The 18042-nt window shown below is 34.3% G+C and carries 17 protein-coding genes; 12 read left to right on the top strand and 5 right to left on the bottom strand.

The window, feature by feature from the left end; translation table 11 throughout:
* Position 1: 1 nt before the first annotated feature.
* The 3 genes from ccsA to HND39_05335 form a co-directional block, all read right to left on the bottom strand.
* On the bottom strand, positions 2–826 hold the full coding sequence (gene ccsA / locus HND39_05345) for a cytochrome c biogenesis protein CcsA (protein ID QKJ95749.1): 825 nt from the start codon (positions 824–826) through the stop codon (positions 2–4).
* Between the two features lie 87 nt (positions 827–913).
* Positions 914–1786, bottom strand: a complete 873-nt coding sequence (locus tag HND39_05340; protein QKJ95748.1) for a prohibitin family protein — start codon at positions 1784–1786, stop codon at positions 914–916.
* Between the two features lie 42 nt (positions 1787–1828).
* The gene (locus HND39_05335) at positions 1829–3133 is read right to left on the bottom strand and encodes a thymidine phosphorylase (protein ID QKJ95747.1); all 1305 of its coding nucleotides are present in this window, start codon (positions 3131–3133) and stop codon (positions 1829–1831) included.
* Positions 3134–3550: 417 nt separating this feature from the next.
* On the opposite strand from HND39_05335, the gene aspS reads away from it, so the two are divergent.
* Positions 3551–5344: an aspartate--tRNA ligase gene (aspS, locus tag HND39_05330; protein QKJ95746.1), complete on the top strand. Its 1794-nt coding sequence runs from the start codon at positions 3551–3553 to the stop codon at positions 5342–5344.
* Positions 5345–5387: 43 nt separating this feature from the next.
* On the opposite strand, the gene HND39_05325 is transcribed toward aspS, so the two are convergent.
* Both HND39_05325 and HND39_05320 read right to left on the bottom strand, forming a co-directional pair.
* Entirely contained in the window at positions 5388–5765 is a 378-nt protein-coding gene (locus HND39_05325) for a DUF5615 family PIN-like protein (GenBank protein ID QKJ95745.1), read from the bottom strand.
* Complete coding sequence (locus HND39_05320) at positions 5762–5998, bottom strand: DUF433 domain-containing protein (protein ID QKJ95744.1); 237 nt, start codon at positions 5996–5998, stop codon at positions 5762–5764. The genes HND39_05325 and HND39_05320 overlap by 4 nt, the downstream gene beginning before the upstream one ends.
* Positions 5999–6342: 344 nt before the next feature.
* Here HND39_05320 and HND39_05315 point away from each other — a divergent pair, with 344 nt between their 5' ends.
* From HND39_05315 to HND39_05265, 11 genes are all read left to right on the top strand, one after another.
* The gene (locus tag HND39_05315) at positions 6343–8139 is read left to right on the top strand and encodes a tetratricopeptide repeat protein (protein QKJ95743.1); all 1797 of its coding nucleotides are present in this window, start codon (positions 6343–6345) and stop codon (positions 8137–8139) included.
* A gap of 81 nt (positions 8140–8220) precedes the next feature.
* Positions 8221–8364 carry a hypothetical protein gene (locus tag HND39_05310; GenBank protein QKJ95742.1) on the top strand — a complete coding sequence of 48 codons (144 nt, stop codon included), beginning with the start codon at positions 8221–8223 and terminating at the stop codon, positions 8362–8364.
* A gap of 468 nt (positions 8365–8832) precedes the next feature.
* Positions 8833–9216: a hypothetical protein gene (locus HND39_05305; GenBank protein ID QKJ95741.1), complete on the top strand. Its 384-nt coding sequence runs from the start codon at positions 8833–8835 to the stop codon at positions 9214–9216.
* Positions 9217–9272: 56 nt separating this feature from the next.
* Positions 9273–9668 (top strand): hypothetical protein, encoded by a 396-nt coding sequence (locus HND39_05300; protein ID QKJ95740.1) that lies wholly within the window; start codon positions 9273–9275, stop codon positions 9666–9668.
* A gap of 366 nt (positions 9669–10034) precedes the next feature.
* Positions 10035–10268 (top strand): DUF433 domain-containing protein, encoded by a 234-nt coding sequence (locus HND39_05295; protein QKJ95739.1) that lies wholly within the window; start codon positions 10035–10037, stop codon positions 10266–10268.
* Positions 10265–10627 (top strand): DUF5615 family PIN-like protein, encoded by a 363-nt coding sequence (locus tag HND39_05290; GenBank protein QKJ95738.1) that lies wholly within the window; start codon positions 10265–10267, stop codon positions 10625–10627. Before HND39_05295 ends, HND39_05290 begins: the two co-directional genes overlap by 4 nt.
* Positions 10628–11033: 406 nt before the next feature.
* Complete coding sequence (locus HND39_05285; protein QKJ95737.1) at positions 11034–12377, top strand: type II secretion system F family protein; 1344 nt, start codon at positions 11034–11036, stop codon at positions 12375–12377.
* Positions 12378–12395: 18 nt separating this feature from the next.
* A complete protein-coding gene (locus tag HND39_05280; protein QKJ95736.1) occupies positions 12396–14186 on the top strand; it encodes a type II/IV secretion system protein in 1791 nt (596 codons plus the stop codon).
* Positions 14187–14394: 208 nt separating this feature from the next.
* A complete protein-coding gene (locus HND39_05275) occupies positions 14395–15624 on the top strand; it encodes a PilT/PilU family type 4a pilus ATPase (GenBank protein QKJ95735.1) in 1230 nt (409 codons plus the stop codon).
* On the top strand, positions 15621–17162 hold the full coding sequence (locus HND39_05270; GenBank protein QKJ95734.1) for a hypothetical protein: 1542 nt from the start codon (positions 15621–15623) through the stop codon (positions 17160–17162). The genes HND39_05275 and HND39_05270 overlap by 4 nt, the downstream gene beginning before the upstream one ends.
* Entirely contained in the window at positions 17155–18036 is an 882-nt protein-coding gene (locus tag HND39_05265) for a hypothetical protein (protein ID QKJ95733.1), read from the top strand. Before HND39_05270 ends, HND39_05265 begins: the two co-directional genes overlap by 8 nt.
* Positions 18037–18042 lie beyond the last annotated feature (6 nt).

Below are 18042 nucleotides of genomic sequence, written 5' to 3'. Positions count from 1 at the left end.
CTCAATAAAAAGAATGAAAACTCTGTGCTAAAAAGTTTGAAAGAATTGTAGATATGATCGCAACTGCAAATCCTGCAATTGATAGCGTAACTAATTTTTTTCCCCGCCACTTGCCAAGAATTTTGCTTGTAATTCCGATTGCATAGAGCAGCCACACTAACAATGTGCCGATTAACTTTGGATCGAGATATGAAAATTTTGGAAAAGCAATAGGCAGCCAGATTACTCCAATTATTATTGCAATAGTCAAAGTAATAAAACCAATTACAGCAGAATACAAACTTAGTCTTTCAAGAACTTCCAGGTTCGGAAGACGATTGAAGATCAAACCAAATTTGTTAAGCTTGATATCTTTATATAATATCAAATAAAGAAATCCATACACAGCAGAAATTGTAAAACCAGAATAACCGAGTAAAGCACTAATGACATGAATTCCAAGCAAATTACTTCTTAACACATCTTTCACCTCTGTCAGATCCTGAATGAATAAAGATGATATCAGTTGAAAGAGAAACGGAAGGATAATAATAAAAGGACCTGTCCCACGAATATCCGAAACTAACTCAACAAGAAAGTAAGAAAATGCTATTGTTATGGCGAGGATAGTAAATATTTCAAATACATTAGTTATTGGTGGATGATCAAAGGCAACAGTTCTGAGTACGATATAAATTAAATGTAGAAATAGAGTGATGAAAAGAAAAACTCTTTTAACATTTGCGAGTTTTATTTCGCCTTTTAAAAAGTCATATAAGTAAACTATCAGAGTGGCAAAATAGAAGATTGGTAATAGTATATTAATAGTGTGAATACCTGATATCATATTAGTCTAATCATTTTTCTGACTTTTGAGTTCAAAAATATGAAGACTATTTCATCCGAACAATGGATGAATAATAATCTTTAACTATTACTTATCAGATCCGAGTATTATTGGGAGTCCATCCTCACCCGAGCCAATTATCACAACCTTTGTATTTTGTGAATTTGCAAGCTTTTCAGTGGCTTCAATACCTTTCCATTTTAATAATTGTTCACTAATTCCTTTTGACACTATTTCCTGAAAATCAGCAATACCTTTTGCCTCGATTCGTTTTCTGTCTGCTTCCTGCTCTTCTTTTTTCAGAATGAAAGCCATCCTTTGACTTTCCTGTTCTGCCTGCAATTTTTCTTCAATTGACTGTGTTAATCTCGGTGGTAACTTTATTTGGCGAAGTGCTGCTTGTTCGACAGTAATTCCTCTCGGTCCAACCAGTTTTTCCAATTCGGATTCAATTTCTCCGGCAAGTTTTTCTCTTGATGCAGTGTAGAGAGCTTTTGCTTCGTATCTTGCTGTAACTCCTCTTACTACAGATCTAAATTGTGGTGTTAGAAGGATTTCTACATAATTTGGTCCTACTGATTTATAAATCTGGTTAGCTTTTTCAGAATCAAGTTTGAATAATAAACTTATTTCAAGTTCAACACTTAGTCCTTCCTGCGAGGGAACATTCATCAGTTCTTTTAACTCCTGAGTTTTGATGCTCATCTTTTCAATACTTGCCATTGGGTTAATAATATTTACTCCTGATTTTAAAGTATTATCGCTTACGTAACCAAGAAAATCAATCACGCCGGTATGTCCGGCTGGAATTACGGTAAAACATTGCAACAGCACAATGATTAATGCAACTATAAAACCAAGCATTGCGAATATGGCTTCATTTTTTTGAAATCTTTTTTTTGCATTCTTGTAAACGAAATAAGCAACCACTGCAGCAATTAGTGCAATTATAAATAACATAAACATTCTCTCCTTTTATATAATTTATAAATTAATTTCTTTTTACTCTATAACTTTTTTAATCAGTTTTGGTAAAGTCGGTTTTGTGTTTGAAAATTTTATCGAACGAAGGATAATATCTTCGGCTGATTTTATTTTTGATTTTGAGTCAGAATGGAGTTCACAAATGATATCACCTTTGTTAACGTAATCACCAATCTTCTTAAACAAAACGATCCCTGCCTTCGGATCAATTTTTTCTTCTTTTGTTTTTCTGCCGGCACCGAGCTCCAGAGAAGCCATTCCGATATTATAAGTATTTATCGTTTCTATATAACCGCGCCTCACTGATTTTATTTTTTGGATGTAAATTGATTTGGGATACTGATCAGGATTATCGATATAATTTATTTCACCACCCTGAAGTTTCACTATCTCCACGAACTTTTTAAATGCTTCGCCATTTTCAATTTTTTTACTGGCAATTTTTTCTCCGTCCTGAATTGATTTTGCTTTTTTCCCAAGATAAATCATTGCACCAGCCAGTTTTATTGATAGCTCAGACAAATCATTTTTAATTTCTCCCCGAAGAACGTGAATTGACTCATAAACTTCCAGCCAGTTGCCAACATAATTTCCCAATGGTTGATTCATATCAGTAATAAACGCGATTACTTTTTTATCAAATGATTTTGCCGTATTGATTAATGAATTTGCGAGTTCAACAGAGTCTTTCTGACTTTTCATAAATGCACCATTACCGGTTTTAATATCAAGCACAAGTCCATCGATTCCTTCCGCAAGTTTTTTACTCATTATGCTTGCAGTAATTAATGGAATAGACTCGACGGTTGCAGTTACATCACGAAGTGCATAAATCATTTTATCTGCTGGTGCTATTTCTTTTGTTTGTCCTATTAAGATTGCACCGCATTTTTTCAAAACAGAAATTGCATTTGAAAGACTCAAGTCTGTTCTGAATCTTGGAATAGATTCAAGTTTATCAAGAGTTCCACCTGTATGTCCGAGACCTCTTCCTGATATCATTGGTACAAAAATTCCTGTTGAAGCAACAATTGGTGCGATGATTAAAGAAGTTTTATCTCCAACTCCACCAGTAGAATGTTTATCAATTTTATATCCTTTTAAAGAAGAAAGATTTAAGATTTTCCCACTGTTTAACATTGAGTTTGTAAGTGAAGAAGTTTCATTGGAATTCATACCTTTTAAAAGTATTGTCATTAAAAGGGAAGAGAACTGGTAGTCTGGAATGTTTCCATTTGTGTAGTTTGAAATAAGAAAATTAATTTCATTTAATCTTAACGATTCACCATCTCGTTTCTTTTTTATTAATTCTACAATGTTCATAACTGAAACTTACTAATAAATGATTTTGCAGTGAAGCGAGTATAGATTATTTGAATATCATTCTATCGAAATAAAAAGATCGCGCGTTTATCTTTCGCCTAAAAGGAAGTGTATAAAAAATATTAATTAGCCACGACTTTTAAGTCGTGGTGGTCTTAAAAAATAAAATTAATTTCTGGCTTTAGCCGAAAGAGATTTGGCTAAAGCCAATCTATTGTATTATTCTTAATTCACGAGCTAAAGCTCGTAGCAAAACATTAACTTTCACGCAGCCTCGTTTTAAGAGAAAAGGGAGGGATGAAGTTAAAAGCTTAATAATAAGATTGAGAATCGTTTGAAGAGAGAGTTATTTGTTTACCCCTTTTGTAATGATTAATTTTCGCATTCAACAACAGAATATTGGAGAAAAAGATCTAAATGAGTTTTAAAATTCGTACACATACCTGCGGTGAATTAAGAGAAAATAATATTGGTGAAAAAGTTGTTCTGAATGGATGGGTTGACAGAAGAAGAGATCTTGGTGCTTTGATTTTTATCTGGCTGAGAGATCGTTATGGAATTACACAAGTGGTTTTCTCGCAAAGCGATACATCTGCAAAACCTGATATCAACAAAGATGTTTATGATCTTGCAAAGAAATTGAGAAACGAATTTGTAATTTCTGTTGAAGGAACTGTCAGACGAAGACCGGATGATGCCGTCAATAAGGAATTGGAAACAGGAACAATTGACGTACTTGCTGATAATCTGATCATCCTTAATGAAGCTGATACTCCTCCCTTTGCAATTAAAGACGACACAGATGCATTTGAAGATCTAAGATTGAAATACCGGTATCTCGATTTACGCAGACCAGCTCTTCAAAAAGTTTTATTGCTTCGGCATAAAATGGCTCAATTAGTCAGGCGATATTTTGATGAAAATAATTTTGTTGAAATCGAAACTCCAGTGCTGATGAAAAGTACTCCGGAAGGCGCAAGAGATTATCTTGTCCCAAGCAGAATTCATAAAGGAAAGTTTTATGCACTTCCCCAATCACCACAGCAGTATAAACAGCTATTAATGGTATCAGGATTCGATCGTTATTTTCAGATAGTAAAATGTTTCCGGGATGAGGATTTACGTGCAGATCGCCAGCCAGAGTTTACACAGATTGATGTTGAGATGTCTTTTGTTAGTCAGGAACAAGTTTTTAGTATGGTTGAAGGTCTGATGAAATTATTATTCAAAGAAATCTGGAATGTAGATTTATCGCTTCCATTAAAACGACTTTCGTATGAAGACGCAATGTTAAAATACGGAAGTGATAAACCAGATTTAAGGTTTGAGATGGAACTTCATACTCTGAACGAAGTATTTCAAAAGTCAGAATTTAAAGTTTTCAGAGATGTGATAGATTCAGATGGAATTGTTTGTGGAATTGTTGCACAAAACAGCGCGGCATTCAGCAGAAGCCAGATTGACGGACTTACAAACTTTGTAAAGAATCTTGGTGCAAAAGGATTGGTGTGGTTTAAAGTTCAGTTTAACGGAATTGATTCTCCGACAGCAAAGTTTTTAAGTGAAGAAGAAAAAAGAAATCTTTTAACTGCAATGAAAGCGGAACCGAATGATTTAATTTTAATCCTCGCAGGTGAGAAAAAATCTACTCTCAATCAAATGGGTGCGTTGAGACTTGAACTCGCAAAACGATTGGAATTGATCAAATCAGAAACACTGCCATCGCTTTTATGGATAACTGATTTTCCATTATTTGACTGGGATGAAGAAACGAAAAGATTTTATGCAATGCATCATCCATTCACTTCTCCGAAGATAGAAGAAATTGATTTGCTGGAAAAAGATCCCGGTAAAATAAAAGCACAGGCTTATGATCTGGTTTTAAATGGAAACGAAATTGCCGGCGGAAGCATCAGGATTCACAATTCAGAATTGCAGAGCAGAATGTTCCGGGCATTAGGAATAAGTGATGAAGAAGCAAAACAAAAATTCGGCTTTCTTATGAATGCATTTAAATACGGGGCACCACCTCACGGCGGAATTGCATTCGGATTTGACAGGATGGTAATGTTGTTTGCAGGAGTTGATTCGATCCGTGATACAATTGCATTTCCAAAGACAGCGAGTGCAGTGTCACTGATGGATGAATGTCCTTCCGAAGTAAGCGAAGAACAGTTGAGGGAATTGCATATTAAGATAGTTGATAAGTAATGGAATAAAAAAGTGAGGGAAAAACTTTACAGAATTATTTTTATTACTTACGAACTGGAAGCTGCCTGATACGAAATTGATTGTCATCAACAGATATAATGCATCCCTTTAATAATTCTTCTTTTATTCTTGGTAAAAGATTCATCAAAATTTCTGTTACTTTTTGTGGAGTTGGTTTTTCAATACGCAGAGAAATAACACTTGGCTTGGTTAATCCATGTTGAACAATAAGGTTTGAAAAGTCTAAATCCTGAGTAATTATAATTGCATCCTGCTGAATGGATAAATTAATAATTTCCTCATCGACTGCATTTGGTGGTAAAAATTCAGTAACTCTTTGAATACCATATCCATTTCTCTGTAAGTCTTCAATGGTTACAGGAGAGATATGAATGTCTGCAATAAACTTAATTTTATTCACCTGTTAACCATCAATGGCTGGTGACGCTCACTTGCCAACCACGCAGCATATTCTATTGCTTGTTTCAAATCATCTTTTTCTAATTCAGGGTAAGATTTTAAGATTTCTTCGCTGTGCATTCCTGAAGCGATAAGTTTCAACACAAAAGCCACAGTGATTCTCATTCCCCTGATTGTTGCTTCACCCATACATATCGCAGGGTTAACAGTTATTCTGTCAAATACGTTTGCCATATAATTGCTCCTTATATTTATTTGTATTTAAAATATAGAAAATATAGTGTTAGGTTGAAAGAGAGTTTCCGTATCCAAAAGTGAGGCTCACTGTTTAACAGTAAACTAAGAGCAGTTGAGGGAATTGCATAAAAAGATTACATAATCATCATACGAGAGATGATAAGTTACTCATATCAGTGAAATTGGTATAAAAAATGTTATAAATAGCTAGATATTTATTCTATTAGTTATTATCATGAACTCAAAGAAAAAATTACAGAGAGGCAGTTAAAATCTCTTTTCTGACGATTGATTATATATGTTCAGTATTTTAAAAATAAATTTGAAATAAATCATTTTCTATGATTAACTCAAATGGTTTGAATGAGGCAGAGACACCCAAATCAATATTGATAAAATACTCGCCACAATTTCTTATAGTGGGGATTATTTTACTGTTTTATATTCACAATCTTTGGTTTGATTTTACCTATATAGATGATAATCTGATCGTTTTTGATGAATATGAAAAAATTAATAGTCTTTTTGATATTCCATCTACTTTTGTAAATGGATATCTGTATGATAATTACTATCGTCCAATAGTGATGACCAGTTTTATAATTGATACTGCAATTGCCGGACAATCTTCTATGATGTATCACTTAACAAACATTATCCTGCATATTATAGTCTCACTTTTACTATTCAAAATTTTAACTAAAATTGGGTTTAACGATAAGGTATCTCTTATCACCACTTTAATTTTTGCAATTCATCCTTTAAATACTAATGCTGTATCCTGGATAGTTGGAAGAAATGACCTGCTTCTTGCTGTTTTCGCCGTTGGGAGTCTGTACTTTTATCTGAGATACAGGGAGACAAGAAGTAACTTTTATTTTTCACTTAGTTTGATAGCTTATTTCTTTGCTATGCTATCAAAAGAAGCTGGGATTCTTGTCCCGGTGATAATTTTACTATTTGAAATAATTCACAATGAAAATAAATCCATTAAATGGAATAGAATTTATTTATTGCTTTATTTCTTTATACCGGCGATTGTTTATTTTTGCTTAAGGAGCTTCGTTGCATCTATAAATGTAAGAGAAGAGATCAGCTTTAATTCATTTATTCAGAATATTTATATCCTTTTTGAATACTTGGCTAAGACAGGTTATTTCCTATATATTGATCCACTTCCAAATAAAAACACCACGTTAATTTTAATCGGATCTCTGTTACTTGTTTTATTAATAACATACACAATTCTTAACAGGAAGGATAATCGAATCAGAATTTTTATGTTTGGATTTCTAATGTTTCTAATAATTGTTTTACCAACACTTTTTGTAAGGGTTAATGCTGACGATGGGGAGTTTAATTATATTGATTGTCGTATGTATCTTCCATTATTCGGAATTATGATTTCCTATGCAGTGATTATTGAAAAGATATTTGTTTCTCTAAGTAAGCCTGTCATAATAGTATTAGGAACATCAATTTTTATCTATTTATCTCTATTTACTTTTTTGAATAATCAAGTTTATAAAAGCGGATTAACATACTGGAGTGCGGCTATTGAAAAAAATCCTCAAAGAGCAACCTATTGGATGGGATTAGGGTTTTATTATTTTGATAATAAGATGTATGATAAAGCCATACATTGTGCAGAAAACGCAATAAGAATAAAACCAGAAAATACCGAATACTATTACAAAGCAGCCTTGGCATTTGAAACGACTGGTGACCTAATAAAAGCAAATGATGTATTGGAAAGATCTATAAATATTGATAAGGATAACCCCGTTACCGTTGTAAATCTTATTAAAAATTACTTGAAGTTGGGTAAAAAAGTTAAAGCGGATGTTTGGTTATCAAAATTTTTAGCGATTGATTTGAAAAGTAAAAGAGAAAAAGCTGATTTGACATCAGCTCTGGCATATTATTATGCACAAGCTAAGGAATTTAATATTGCAATTAAGTTTATGAAAATAGCCATAGATGTTTTTCCTGATAATGCAGGTTACAATAATGACCTCGGAGTTTTTTATGTAAAAAATGGTATTCCCGATTCAGCCAAAATTTATTTTGAAAAAGCAATTGCAAAAGACTCAATCAATATTAATTATAAGAAAAATCTGAAGACCATAAATAATTAGTTTAAATTTCAATGTTTTCAATATCGGTTTAGAAACAAATAGTGACCACGTCGCAGTAGGATTGCATTCGGATTTGACAGGATGGTAATATTGTTTGCTGGAGTTGATTCAATAAGAGATACAATTGCATTTCCCAAAACAGCGAGCGCAGTTTCTTTAATGGATGAATGTCCGTCTGAAGTAAACGAAGAACAGTTGAGGGAATTGCATATTAAGATAATTTAACAGGTATTTTTTTTACTACTTCGTGAAATAGATCCGACAACAAAGTTCTTACAAAATTAATGGACAGTAATGTCGGCGTCAAAATCGACAAGTAAAAATTTTTTTCATTTCAATTTTTCCTTTCTCCGTAACTATTACATTTACCACCGGGTAATTCTGCTATTTTTTAATAATGCCGAAAGTCGAACCGGTAAAAATTAACAATCATTCATAAATGCAAATTCAAAGTATTTAAAAATTAATCAATTAGTTATGAAAAAATTGTCTTAATTACAAAATCCTAATAATTTCTAATGCGCCGCCGCAGTAAAGCAAATAGTGTTAGCAAACTTTACTTGTAGATATTACCTTGACAGCAATGACGGCTTTTGTGGTTGAAAATTTTGCTGAAGAATAGTTTTTCTACCTGATGGCATAATTTTTACTCATTACTATTCAACAATTAAAACATAATTTAATTAAACAACAATGGGTCAACAACAGCTTTTAATGATAGTACTTGCACTAATAATAATAGCAATCGCTGTTGCTATTTCTATTACATTATTTAGAGCAAATGCTATTGAAGGAAAGAGAGACATATTGATTGAAGAAACAACTAGTCTCGGGGTTATGGCATTACAATATTATAAGAAACCTGCGGAAATTGGAGGGGGAGGAAAATCATTCGAAGGTTTTATCATTCCTTCACAAATGGTGCAAACAGCAAATGGAAATTTTTTAACAGCAGATATACAGGCTGGAGAAATCAGAATAGTTGGCACAGGAAGTGAAGTAGTAACGGGTAATGATTCAATAAAAGTCGAAACAGTTGTTACACCTGATGAAATGTACACAACGATTATTAATTAACAAGTTCATTAAAAAACACATAACTAACTAAACACAAACAAACAAAGGAGTAAAAAATGGGTCAGCAACAGCTTCTCTTAATCGTTCTTGGCGTTATCATAGTAGGTATCGCAGTTGTTGTAGGTATAAATCTTTTCAATGCAAATGCTGAAGAATCAGCAAAAGATGGTGTAGTATCAGATTGTACAAACCTTGCAGCGATGGCACAGCAGTTCTATAAGAAGCCATTATCAATGGGTGGTGGCGGAAATACATTTAATGATGGAGGTCCGAATGATAATGGTTTTGAGATACCAGCAAAATTAGTTACAACTGCTAATGGAAGCTATGAGGTTACATCAACAAGTGATTCATTACTCGTAATTGAAGGAACACCAACTACTGGACAAGGTTATGGCTGGACAGTTGAAACCTCGGTAACTCCAAGTTCGATAACTACAGCTATTCAGTAATAAAGAACGAAGTTATTTTATAATCAAATCTGTATTATCTAATTAAGGGTTGCAGTTAAATGCAGCCCTTTTTTATTTTTAAAAGATAAGCAGATATGACAACCCGCCTAGGCAGATTTAAATCGGCAAATCTAAAAAGACCCGAATTTCACAGGCTGATGTGCAAGACTAACACAAATTTATTAATCTGAATTATACTGAGCACAGAAAAAAAAAGTTATGAGTTCCGAAGGAACGATCTGTTTGTAGAAGGAAATAAAAGAAATAAATCAAGCTCTATCGGAACGACCTGCAAAGCTTCTTAGAATCATTGCAAACAACTTTGGAAAAGTGTAGCTTTGAAATAGAATAATTAGAGACAGAAAAATGGGAAATTATTTATCAAGGATTACAATAGACCAGAATATATGTCACGATAAGCCAACAATACGCAATAGGAGATATCCGGTTGAAATGATATTAGATTTACTTTTTGCCGGAATGACGATCAAAAAAATAATTTCGGATTACCCTGCCATTGAGAAAGAAGATATACAAGCGTGTTTGCAATTTGCTTCGAGGTTAACTAAGGTGAAATCTATCCGTGCAGTGTTAGCGTGAAGTTCATTATAGATGCTCAACTGCTTTATAAGCTCTCACTGCTAATTAAAGAAAAAGGGCACGATGTTATCCATACAGATAATTTGCCACGTAAAGAAAAAACAACTGATAAGGAAATTCGTGATATAGCACAGCAAGAAAAAAGGATAGTTACTACGAAAGACACAGATTTCTTAAACTCTTTTTATCTTCAGAAAAATCCACAAAGACTGCTAATAATTACAACCGGTAACATTACGAACAATAAACTTTGCGACTTGATTCTTGCCAATATAGAAAAAATAGAAGAACTTTTTAACGATTGTAACCTTGTTGAGTTGAATAACCAGGAAATTATTGGGCACGAGACGAAATTCTAAATTGTTAATAATTCCTTAAAAACTCAAATAAGATAAGCTATATTTCCTCGATTTGCCATAAGATTTAACAAGGCAAGAAAAACCTCTTCCTTAGAGATCAAAACGACCTGCACAAAGACAAGATATGCTAATCTGCCTCGGCGATTTAAATCTGGCATATCTCCGTATCAAAAGTGAGGCTCACCTTTTAGGTGAACTTCACCTGTTCTGTTCAAAACTCTCCGAAAAGCAGTTGTCCAGCCAGTAGCTGCTGAAAGTATTTTTTACAGCAAACTCTCTTTATTACTTGGATACACCATTTAATTAAAAACAAAAGATTAGTATTTAGTTGAAAAATCAAAAGAATTTTCGGAACCAAATTTGACGGCAACATCAAAACTTTCATTAAATTAAATTTGAGTGGTAAATGGTTGAGTTAAAATTCACTGCACAAAAGTCTAATGGTCAGCCTATATCCGGGACAGTTACGGCTGCAACTGCATTAGAGGGGAAAAAGAAAATTCAAAAACTTGTTGAAAAAAACAGACTTAAACTTGCAGACGTTCAGAAAAAATCTACTTATCTGTACAGGGTACGAAAAGGAAAAGAAAAACCTATAAGCGGTGAACAAAAAGCCTTCAGTAAAAAAGAAGTTGAAGAAGCACTGACGAGGCTTGGATATAATGTTCTGTCAGTAAATAAAAAACTCCTTGACTTTCAACGAAAACCACCAAACAACGAGATCGTTACATTCGTAAAAATTAGCGCTGAACTTTTAAATCAGAAACTTGGGTACGGAGAAATTCTAACTTTGCTAACCAATGATACCCAGAATGCAACGTTGCGGAATACTCTAAAAGAAATTGGAAATGATCTTAAAAAAGGTGCTGACTCTGAAGCAACATTCTTAAAGTATCAGAATATTTTTGGTAAGTTCACTGCTTATATGCTTGGGCTTGCATCGAAGAGTGGTAATATGACCGAGATATATCTTGCAACTGCAAAATTTCTTGAAAGAAGGCAAGAGTTCAGAAAGAGTTTAAGAAGTGCACTTATTACACCTATGGTTACATTGTTTGTGCTCTTCCTTGCAGTATTATTTTATGTTGGTTATATATTCCCTGAAACAGCAAAATTATTCGTTCGTTTTGGTATTGAATTACCACCGATGACTGCATTTACACTCAAAATGAGTGATTTTTTAGTTGCAAACCCGATTCTGATCGGAGCGTTGATTTTTGTACCGCCTATAGCTTTATTTCAGTTCAGCAGGACTAAGAAAGGCAGACTTCTTTTTGATGAATACATATTAAAACTTCCAGTGATCGGAAGCCTAATTCACAAAACATTGATTGAAGTATTTTGTCGCGTGTTTTACACTCTTTATCATGGCTCAGCAGAAAGCATTGAACCAATAAGGATTGCTGCAGAAGCTACTGGTAACAGGTATTTCGAAGAAAGAATTAAAAATATAGCGATACCACTAATGCTCAAGAAAGGTGTTGGAGTTACAGATGCTTTTGAAGCCTCAGGTGTTTTTACCGAGACAGCTATATCGAGAATTCACTCTGGCGAAGAGTCGGGAACAATAAAGAACACAGCTCTTCAATTAGCAAATTACTATGAGAGTGAAACGGTTTTTCGGCTGAAGAACCTCATCGAAATTATCCAGGTTACAATTGCAATGATAATTATGATAATCATGATTGCGTTGACTCTGGTATCTGCGGAAACAGCAACTGTAAGACCAAAAACGCCTGGTGTAAATTAAGGAAGTAACGGGCACTAAATGATAGAGACGAAATTGGAAATTAATGACAAAATAGGTTATCTGCTCTTCAAGAAAGGTATTATTGATGCGTCAACGCTTGACAAAGCACTGAATGCAAAGTTTAATGATCGTAATAAGTTGAAACGAAATCTTGCCCAGATACTTGTAGATGATTTTAAATATGAGCACGATGTAATTTTCAGAGAAGTTGCAATTCTTTACGCATTCAGGGAACTTGATATAGATTTGCAAACAATCCAGCCGAATCAACTCGATTCAATTCGCAGTATAGTGGAAAGCGGGGGCGAAGAACTTAAAGAAATAATGTTGAAAGAAAACATTATTCCGTTTATGTATGATGAGCAGATAAAAGACAAACTGATAATTGCCTCGACTGACCCAACAAATAAAAATGTCCAAAAAGTTGCTTTCGGGCTGAATGCAAAAAAAACAGAAGTAATCTTCATTAAGAAAAAAGATTATGACCAGTTAATTGAAAAACTTTTCCCACCCGAAAATAAATTCTTGCAGAACATTTCAGACGACTACGAGAATCTGATTCCTACTGAAGAGAGGGAGGATCTCGACGAAGATGAACTCGATGCTGAGATAAATAAAAGTGCGTTGATAAATCTTGTAGAAGGTGCATTAGTAGAAGCAGTTCGCAAAGGGGCAAGCGATATTCACTTTATTCCCGGAAGCGGTCATCGTACTGAAATATATATGAGAATTGACGGAACATTACGTTTGTGGCATGTTCAGGAGAACACTTTACCTGAAGCAGTAATTGCAGTTGTTAAAGATCGTGGAAAAGGTATGGATAGGTTCGAACGTGAAATGGCACAAGATGGTTTTATTCAGAGAGCAATTGATAACTACATAATCAGGTTCAGAGTATCGGTTCTCCCGATGGTTGGTACAGAACTTAAAAACAAATTTGAAAGTGTAGTTATAAGAATACTGGATGATAGAAAAGTTATTAAAGATCTTGAAAAACTGGGTCTGACCGGTGTTGCAAAACAGAAATTCATTAAAGCAATTAACCAGCCGCAGGGAATGGTTATTCTTACTGGTCCAACCGGAAGTGGAAAAAGTACAACGCTTGTTGCAGCACTCTGCCAGGTAATTAATCCAGAAGTGAATGTACTTACTGTTGAGGATCCTGTGGAGTATGTTATTGAAGGTGCACGTCAATTGAAGATTGGCTACAAGATGAATTTTGAACAAGCAATAAGGTCAATATTACGACATGACCCGGATATAGTTCTCGTCGGTGAGATGAGAGATAAAGAAACAGCAGAAACTGCTATAAAGCTTGCAAATACCGGTCACCTTACCTTTTCCACATTGCATACGAATGATGCACCAAGTGCGGTATCAAGATTATTTAAAATGGGTATTGAACCGTTCTTAATTGCTTACGCAATAAATTTAATTGTAGCTCAAAGACTAATCAGAAAATTATGTTCTAAATGTAAAAAGAGAGTAACTGAACATGATGATGATTACCTGGAAGCTGTGGGAATAAATCCTGAAGAGTGGAAGCAATATGAGACTTATCGTGCTGTCGGATGCGATGAATGCGGTGGTACAGGATTTAAAGGTCGGATGGCAATTCATGAAGCGTTTTATTTTTCTAAAGAAATAAGACACCTGATAGTTAAATCCGGTGAAGAAGTGAACGAAGAGTTACTCAAAACACAAGCAAAAAAAGATGGAACGCTAAACTTAAGAGAATCAGGACTTGAAAAGGTTAAATTGGGAATGACTTCAATCGAAGAAGTTATTTCATCAACAACTGAAGATTAATTTTTTCAGGAATTAAGTAAGTTTTACTAAAAGGTTGGGTTGTTTTGGTAGTTAAATTTTTTTACAAGTGGTTATAAATTTATCAGAAATCAGCATTTTTTCTGTTTCAGAGAAGTTTTTATGACCTATTGTTATGTTTTTGGTTGGAATAAAACATGTAAGTAACTAAAACTGAGTAGAGAGTTAAAAGTAAAATTAAGGTTGTAAGTTGATAGTCAAAGAAGAAAAAAAGATTTTATCAGATTTTTGTGCAAGGATACCTGAATCCATCTATGGACCAGACCGCGTTGCATACATTCTTGAGAACAGCGGCAAACTTAAGGAAGATGAAACAGTACTTTTAAGAAAGTTTGTTAATAAAATTCTCACTTCGATGATTGAGCGTGATGCTTCTGATATTGAAATCGGTGGTCATGGTAATGAAGGCTACATCTGGATGAGGATTTATGGAAAACTTGAAAGAATAAAGGACCTTCCTCAATTCACTGAAGATGAATCCGCATTACTGATTGCAAATATGTTCAATTCCAATCAGAAGAAATATATTGCTGCGACAAGAAATCTTGACTTCAGTTATACATTTTTCTATGAACGCAGGAAAATTAATGTAAGATTCAGAGCAGATGCGTATTTTGATCTTGATACTCTTGCATGCAGTATGAGAGCAATTAACACGACTATTCGTCCTCTTGCTTCTTTAGATTTCCATCAGAATGCAATTAAATATCTTAGTCATAATTACATAAAATTTGGTTTAACATTAATTACAGGAATTACAGGTTCTGGTAAATCAACAACACTGGATTCTATAGTTGATTACCATAATAAATTTGATCCGGCGCATGTAATAATAATAGCTGCACCGATTGAATATGTCCACAGCTCTAACTTTTGCATGATCAAGCACAGAGAAGTTGGAAGAGATGTTCTATCTTTTAAAGAAGGAGTTGTTCAATCATTACGACAAGATCCGGATATAATAATCATCGGTGAAATGAGAGACCCGGATACAATTATGGCTGCACTTGAAGTAACCGATACAGGTCACAAAGTTTTTTCAACTCTTCATACTTCATCAGCCACTGAATCTATCGAAAGAATTATTGCTGAAGTAGATGCACATGAACAGGAAAGAGTAAGAAACAGATTAGCAGACGTATTAGTTTCTGTTATTTCTCAAAAACTCGTTCCGAGTCTGGATGGAAAAGTAATATTAGCAAAAGAAGTTTTAATTATAACTTCGAGTGTTAAAGCTGCCATAAAGAATAACAATCTCAGTGAAATATATATGATGATAAATCAGGGTGGTCCGATGGGAATGGTCACAATGGAACAGGACTTAAAACGTTTATACGATCAGAAAAGGATATCGCTCGAAACAGCGATTACTTATTCAAATAATAAAACAAGAATAAACCAATTATTGTCTGCAAAATGAAACCAGTAATTTCAATATATTGTGAAAGCAATGACATCAAGCTGGCTGTTATTAATAAGAGTGCGGCAACAGGTAAGCCCGCTGTTATAAAAACAGCCTCGATCAGTCATTCAAAATCAGCTAGCCTGGATAAACCCGGCGGCGGATTCAGCGTAGAAGAAGAATCTCTTGATCTTGAGGGATTAGAAGGGTCTCTGTCTTCTAAAAGTGAGCTCGATTTATCAGGAATGAATGAACTTAATGCTGCTCTCAGTTCATACAATCTGAACAAACATTTATTCCTTCCGGCTTTAGCCGAGCCAAATATTTACTATCATCTTTATGAAGGGGAGAGGTCTGAAAATCCAGCCAAACTCAAACAAGCTATAATTAATGACATACTTGAGTCAAAGAACATTGCAGTTGACAAAACCAGCATTGATTATGTTGAACTTTCTGATAAAGCCTTGCTTGCCGTTTTTGTGACTGAAAATATTCCTTGTGCAAGTCTTGTAAATTCTCTTGCGCGCCAGAAGGGAAAAAGAGGATACAATATACCGACGATAAAAAGTTCTGATATATCTCTTGCATATTATGTAGCAAAGCGAAAAAAATTCTTCCCAGATGATCATTCTTTAATCGTTTATATCGGGAAAGAATACAGCAAGTTGATTTTCCTTCAGGGACGAAGAATAAAACATATCGGAACAACGCTTGATATCGGAACACAAAACCTCCATACTTACGATGTATATTTTTCTAAGATTTTACTTGAAATGGAAAACGGAGGAATATCATCACTTGATAATATTATTGTTTGTGGTGAAGATGATTCCGAGAATATAATTTTATCCTTTTACGGAACTTTTCCTGAAGCAAATGTCAGCCGTTTGGAATTTGATGATCTTGATCTTTCTGCACTCAACGAAGAATCAAAAGAAAAATTTTCAGCATTTAGCATTCCGGTTTCTGTAGCACTCGATTATTATGATGAATTAAATAAAGAGCATCAGGGACTGCATATTCTTCCAAAATATATCAAAGAAGAACAGAAGGTATTTCAATTCTCCTGGCACGGATATGCACTTCTTCCATTATTATTTGTTGCGGCATTCTTTATAACTCAGAAAGTACTGGATAATAATAAACAGTTAGCTGAACTTGATAAAAAAATTGAAGAGAAGACAATTTTGATGAGGCAGAATCAGGAGGTATTAGTTAAGATAGCTAACCTGGAAGGCAAAATCGGAAGCTTCGGGCAAACTGTCGCTATACTAGATTCTGCGGCTGCAGGAACAGGTGTCTGGAAGGAACTTATTAAACAAGTATCGGGTTTCTGCCAGACCAGCAATAATATGTGGTTATCAAAATTAACGAACGAGGGGAATAAAGTTAATACAGAAGGTTATTCATTAACACGAAGTTCTCTTACAGATTTTGCGTATTCTATTCAGGACGCTGTCCTTCAGAGTATGATATACGAAGAGTTAAGAGAAAAGAGTGCATACAGGTTCAATTTAAATTTCCAAATTTCAAATCAGAAGTACCAAAATGAATAAGAAATTAATTAGCACTCTTAGTGTTCTTGCACTACTGATTATCATCCTGGTTGCTGGCGGCATTTATCTTTTTGTCATTCAGCGAGGAGATATTTCAGAAAGACAAGAAAAACTTGATGAGTTGAATAAAAATGTTTATGATCCGGTTGAGCTTGAAAACCGCTATAGTGATTTGCAGAAACAATCTGCAGAGCTCGACTCAATACTTGCAAACCGGAAATTTAATATTCCACAGAATATTTCTTCCATCAAGTTTTATAATTTCGTTAATAACATAGTTGCTAACTTCCCAGGAGAAACTACGGTAAATGTGGAGTACATCGGGCAAACACCTGATAAGGAATTTTTCTTCCACGAATACAAATTGACAGGATCGGGCAACTATAACGATTTTTATAAACTGGTTTATGCAATCGAGCAAAGCAAGGAGCTCAAGAAAATCAGCAAAGTTTCTTTGAGTAATCTGGTTAAGATACAGGAAGAAATCCCGATGTTCTTAGTGAACTTTGAAATGCAGGCAAAAGTTTATTTCTCATCCGACAATCGTTTTGCCCCTGCTGAATATGTTGAGAATAATCTTGCCACCGGACCAGTCTATGATGCCTTCTATCCGTTAATCAGAAACGAAATTCCACCGAACGTAGATAATCTGCTTGATGTTCAGGGAGCCAGACTGCTGGCGCTTATACCTGAAGGTGCTTTTGTGGCTGATAATAAAGGCAGCACATACTTAGTTTGGGAAGGAGAACAAGTTTACCTCGGATACCTTACAAAAATTGACTATGACAATAACACAGTCAGCTTCATCCTGAACAAGGGTGGAATTATTGAACAAGTAACCCTTGAATTAGACAGAAATTTAAATACAAAATAAGAGTAC

The sequence above is a fragment of the Ignavibacteriota bacterium genome (assembly GCA_013285405.1).
In the GTDB taxonomy this organism is placed as follows: Bacteria; Bacteroidota; Ignavibacteria; order Ignavibacteriales; family Ignavibacteriaceae; genus IGN2.
This window is presented reverse-complemented; position numbering and strand designations above follow the sequence as displayed.

What these genes read in the sequence shown, in the direction of transcription:
- HND39_05285 (QKJ95737.1), top strand. Translation starts at nt 11,034, where the DNA reads ATGGTTGAGTTAAAATTCACTGCACAAAAGTCTAATGGTCAGCCTATA.
- ccsA (QKJ95749.1), bottom strand. Translation starts at nt 826, where the DNA reads ATGATATCAGGTATTCACACTATTAATATACTATTACCAATCTTCTAT.
- aspS (QKJ95746.1), top strand. Translation starts at nt 3,551, where the DNA reads ATGAGTTTTAAAATTCGTACACATACCTGCGGTGAATTAAGAGAAAAT.
- HND39_05265 (QKJ95733.1), top strand. Translation starts at nt 17,155, where the DNA reads ATGAATAAGAAATTAATTAGCACTCTTAGTGTTCTTGCACTACTGATT.
- HND39_05270 (QKJ95734.1), top strand. Translation starts at nt 15,621, where the DNA reads ATGAAACCAGTAATTTCAATATATTGTGAAAGCAATGACATCAAGCTG.
- HND39_05315 (QKJ95743.1), top strand. Translation starts at nt 6,343, where the DNA reads ATGATTAACTCAAATGGTTTGAATGAGGCAGAGACACCCAAATCAATA.
- HND39_05295 (QKJ95739.1), top strand. Translation starts at nt 10,035, where the DNA reads ATGGGAAATTATTTATCAAGGATTACAATAGACCAGAATATATGTCAC.
- HND39_05300 (QKJ95740.1), top strand. Translation starts at nt 9,273, where the DNA reads ATGGGTCAGCAACAGCTTCTCTTAATCGTTCTTGGCGTTATCATAGTA.
- HND39_05305 (QKJ95741.1), top strand. Translation starts at nt 8,833, where the DNA reads ATGGGTCAACAACAGCTTTTAATGATAGTACTTGCACTAATAATAATA.
- HND39_05280 (QKJ95736.1), top strand. Translation starts at nt 12,396, where the DNA reads ATGATAGAGACGAAATTGGAAATTAATGACAAAATAGGTTATCTGCTC.
- HND39_05340 (QKJ95748.1), bottom strand. Translation starts at nt 1,786, where the DNA reads ATGTTATTTATAATTGCACTAATTGCTGCAGTGGTTGCTTATTTCGTT.
- HND39_05320 (QKJ95744.1), bottom strand. Translation starts at nt 5,998, where the DNA reads ATGGCAAACGTATTTGACAGAATAACTGTTAACCCTGCGATATGTATG.
- HND39_05310 (QKJ95742.1), top strand. Translation starts at nt 8,221, where the DNA reads ATGGTAATATTGTTTGCTGGAGTTGATTCAATAAGAGATACAATTGCA.
- HND39_05335 (QKJ95747.1), bottom strand. Translation starts at nt 3,133, where the DNA reads ATGAACATTGTAGAATTAATAAAAAAGAAACGAGATGGTGAATCGTTA.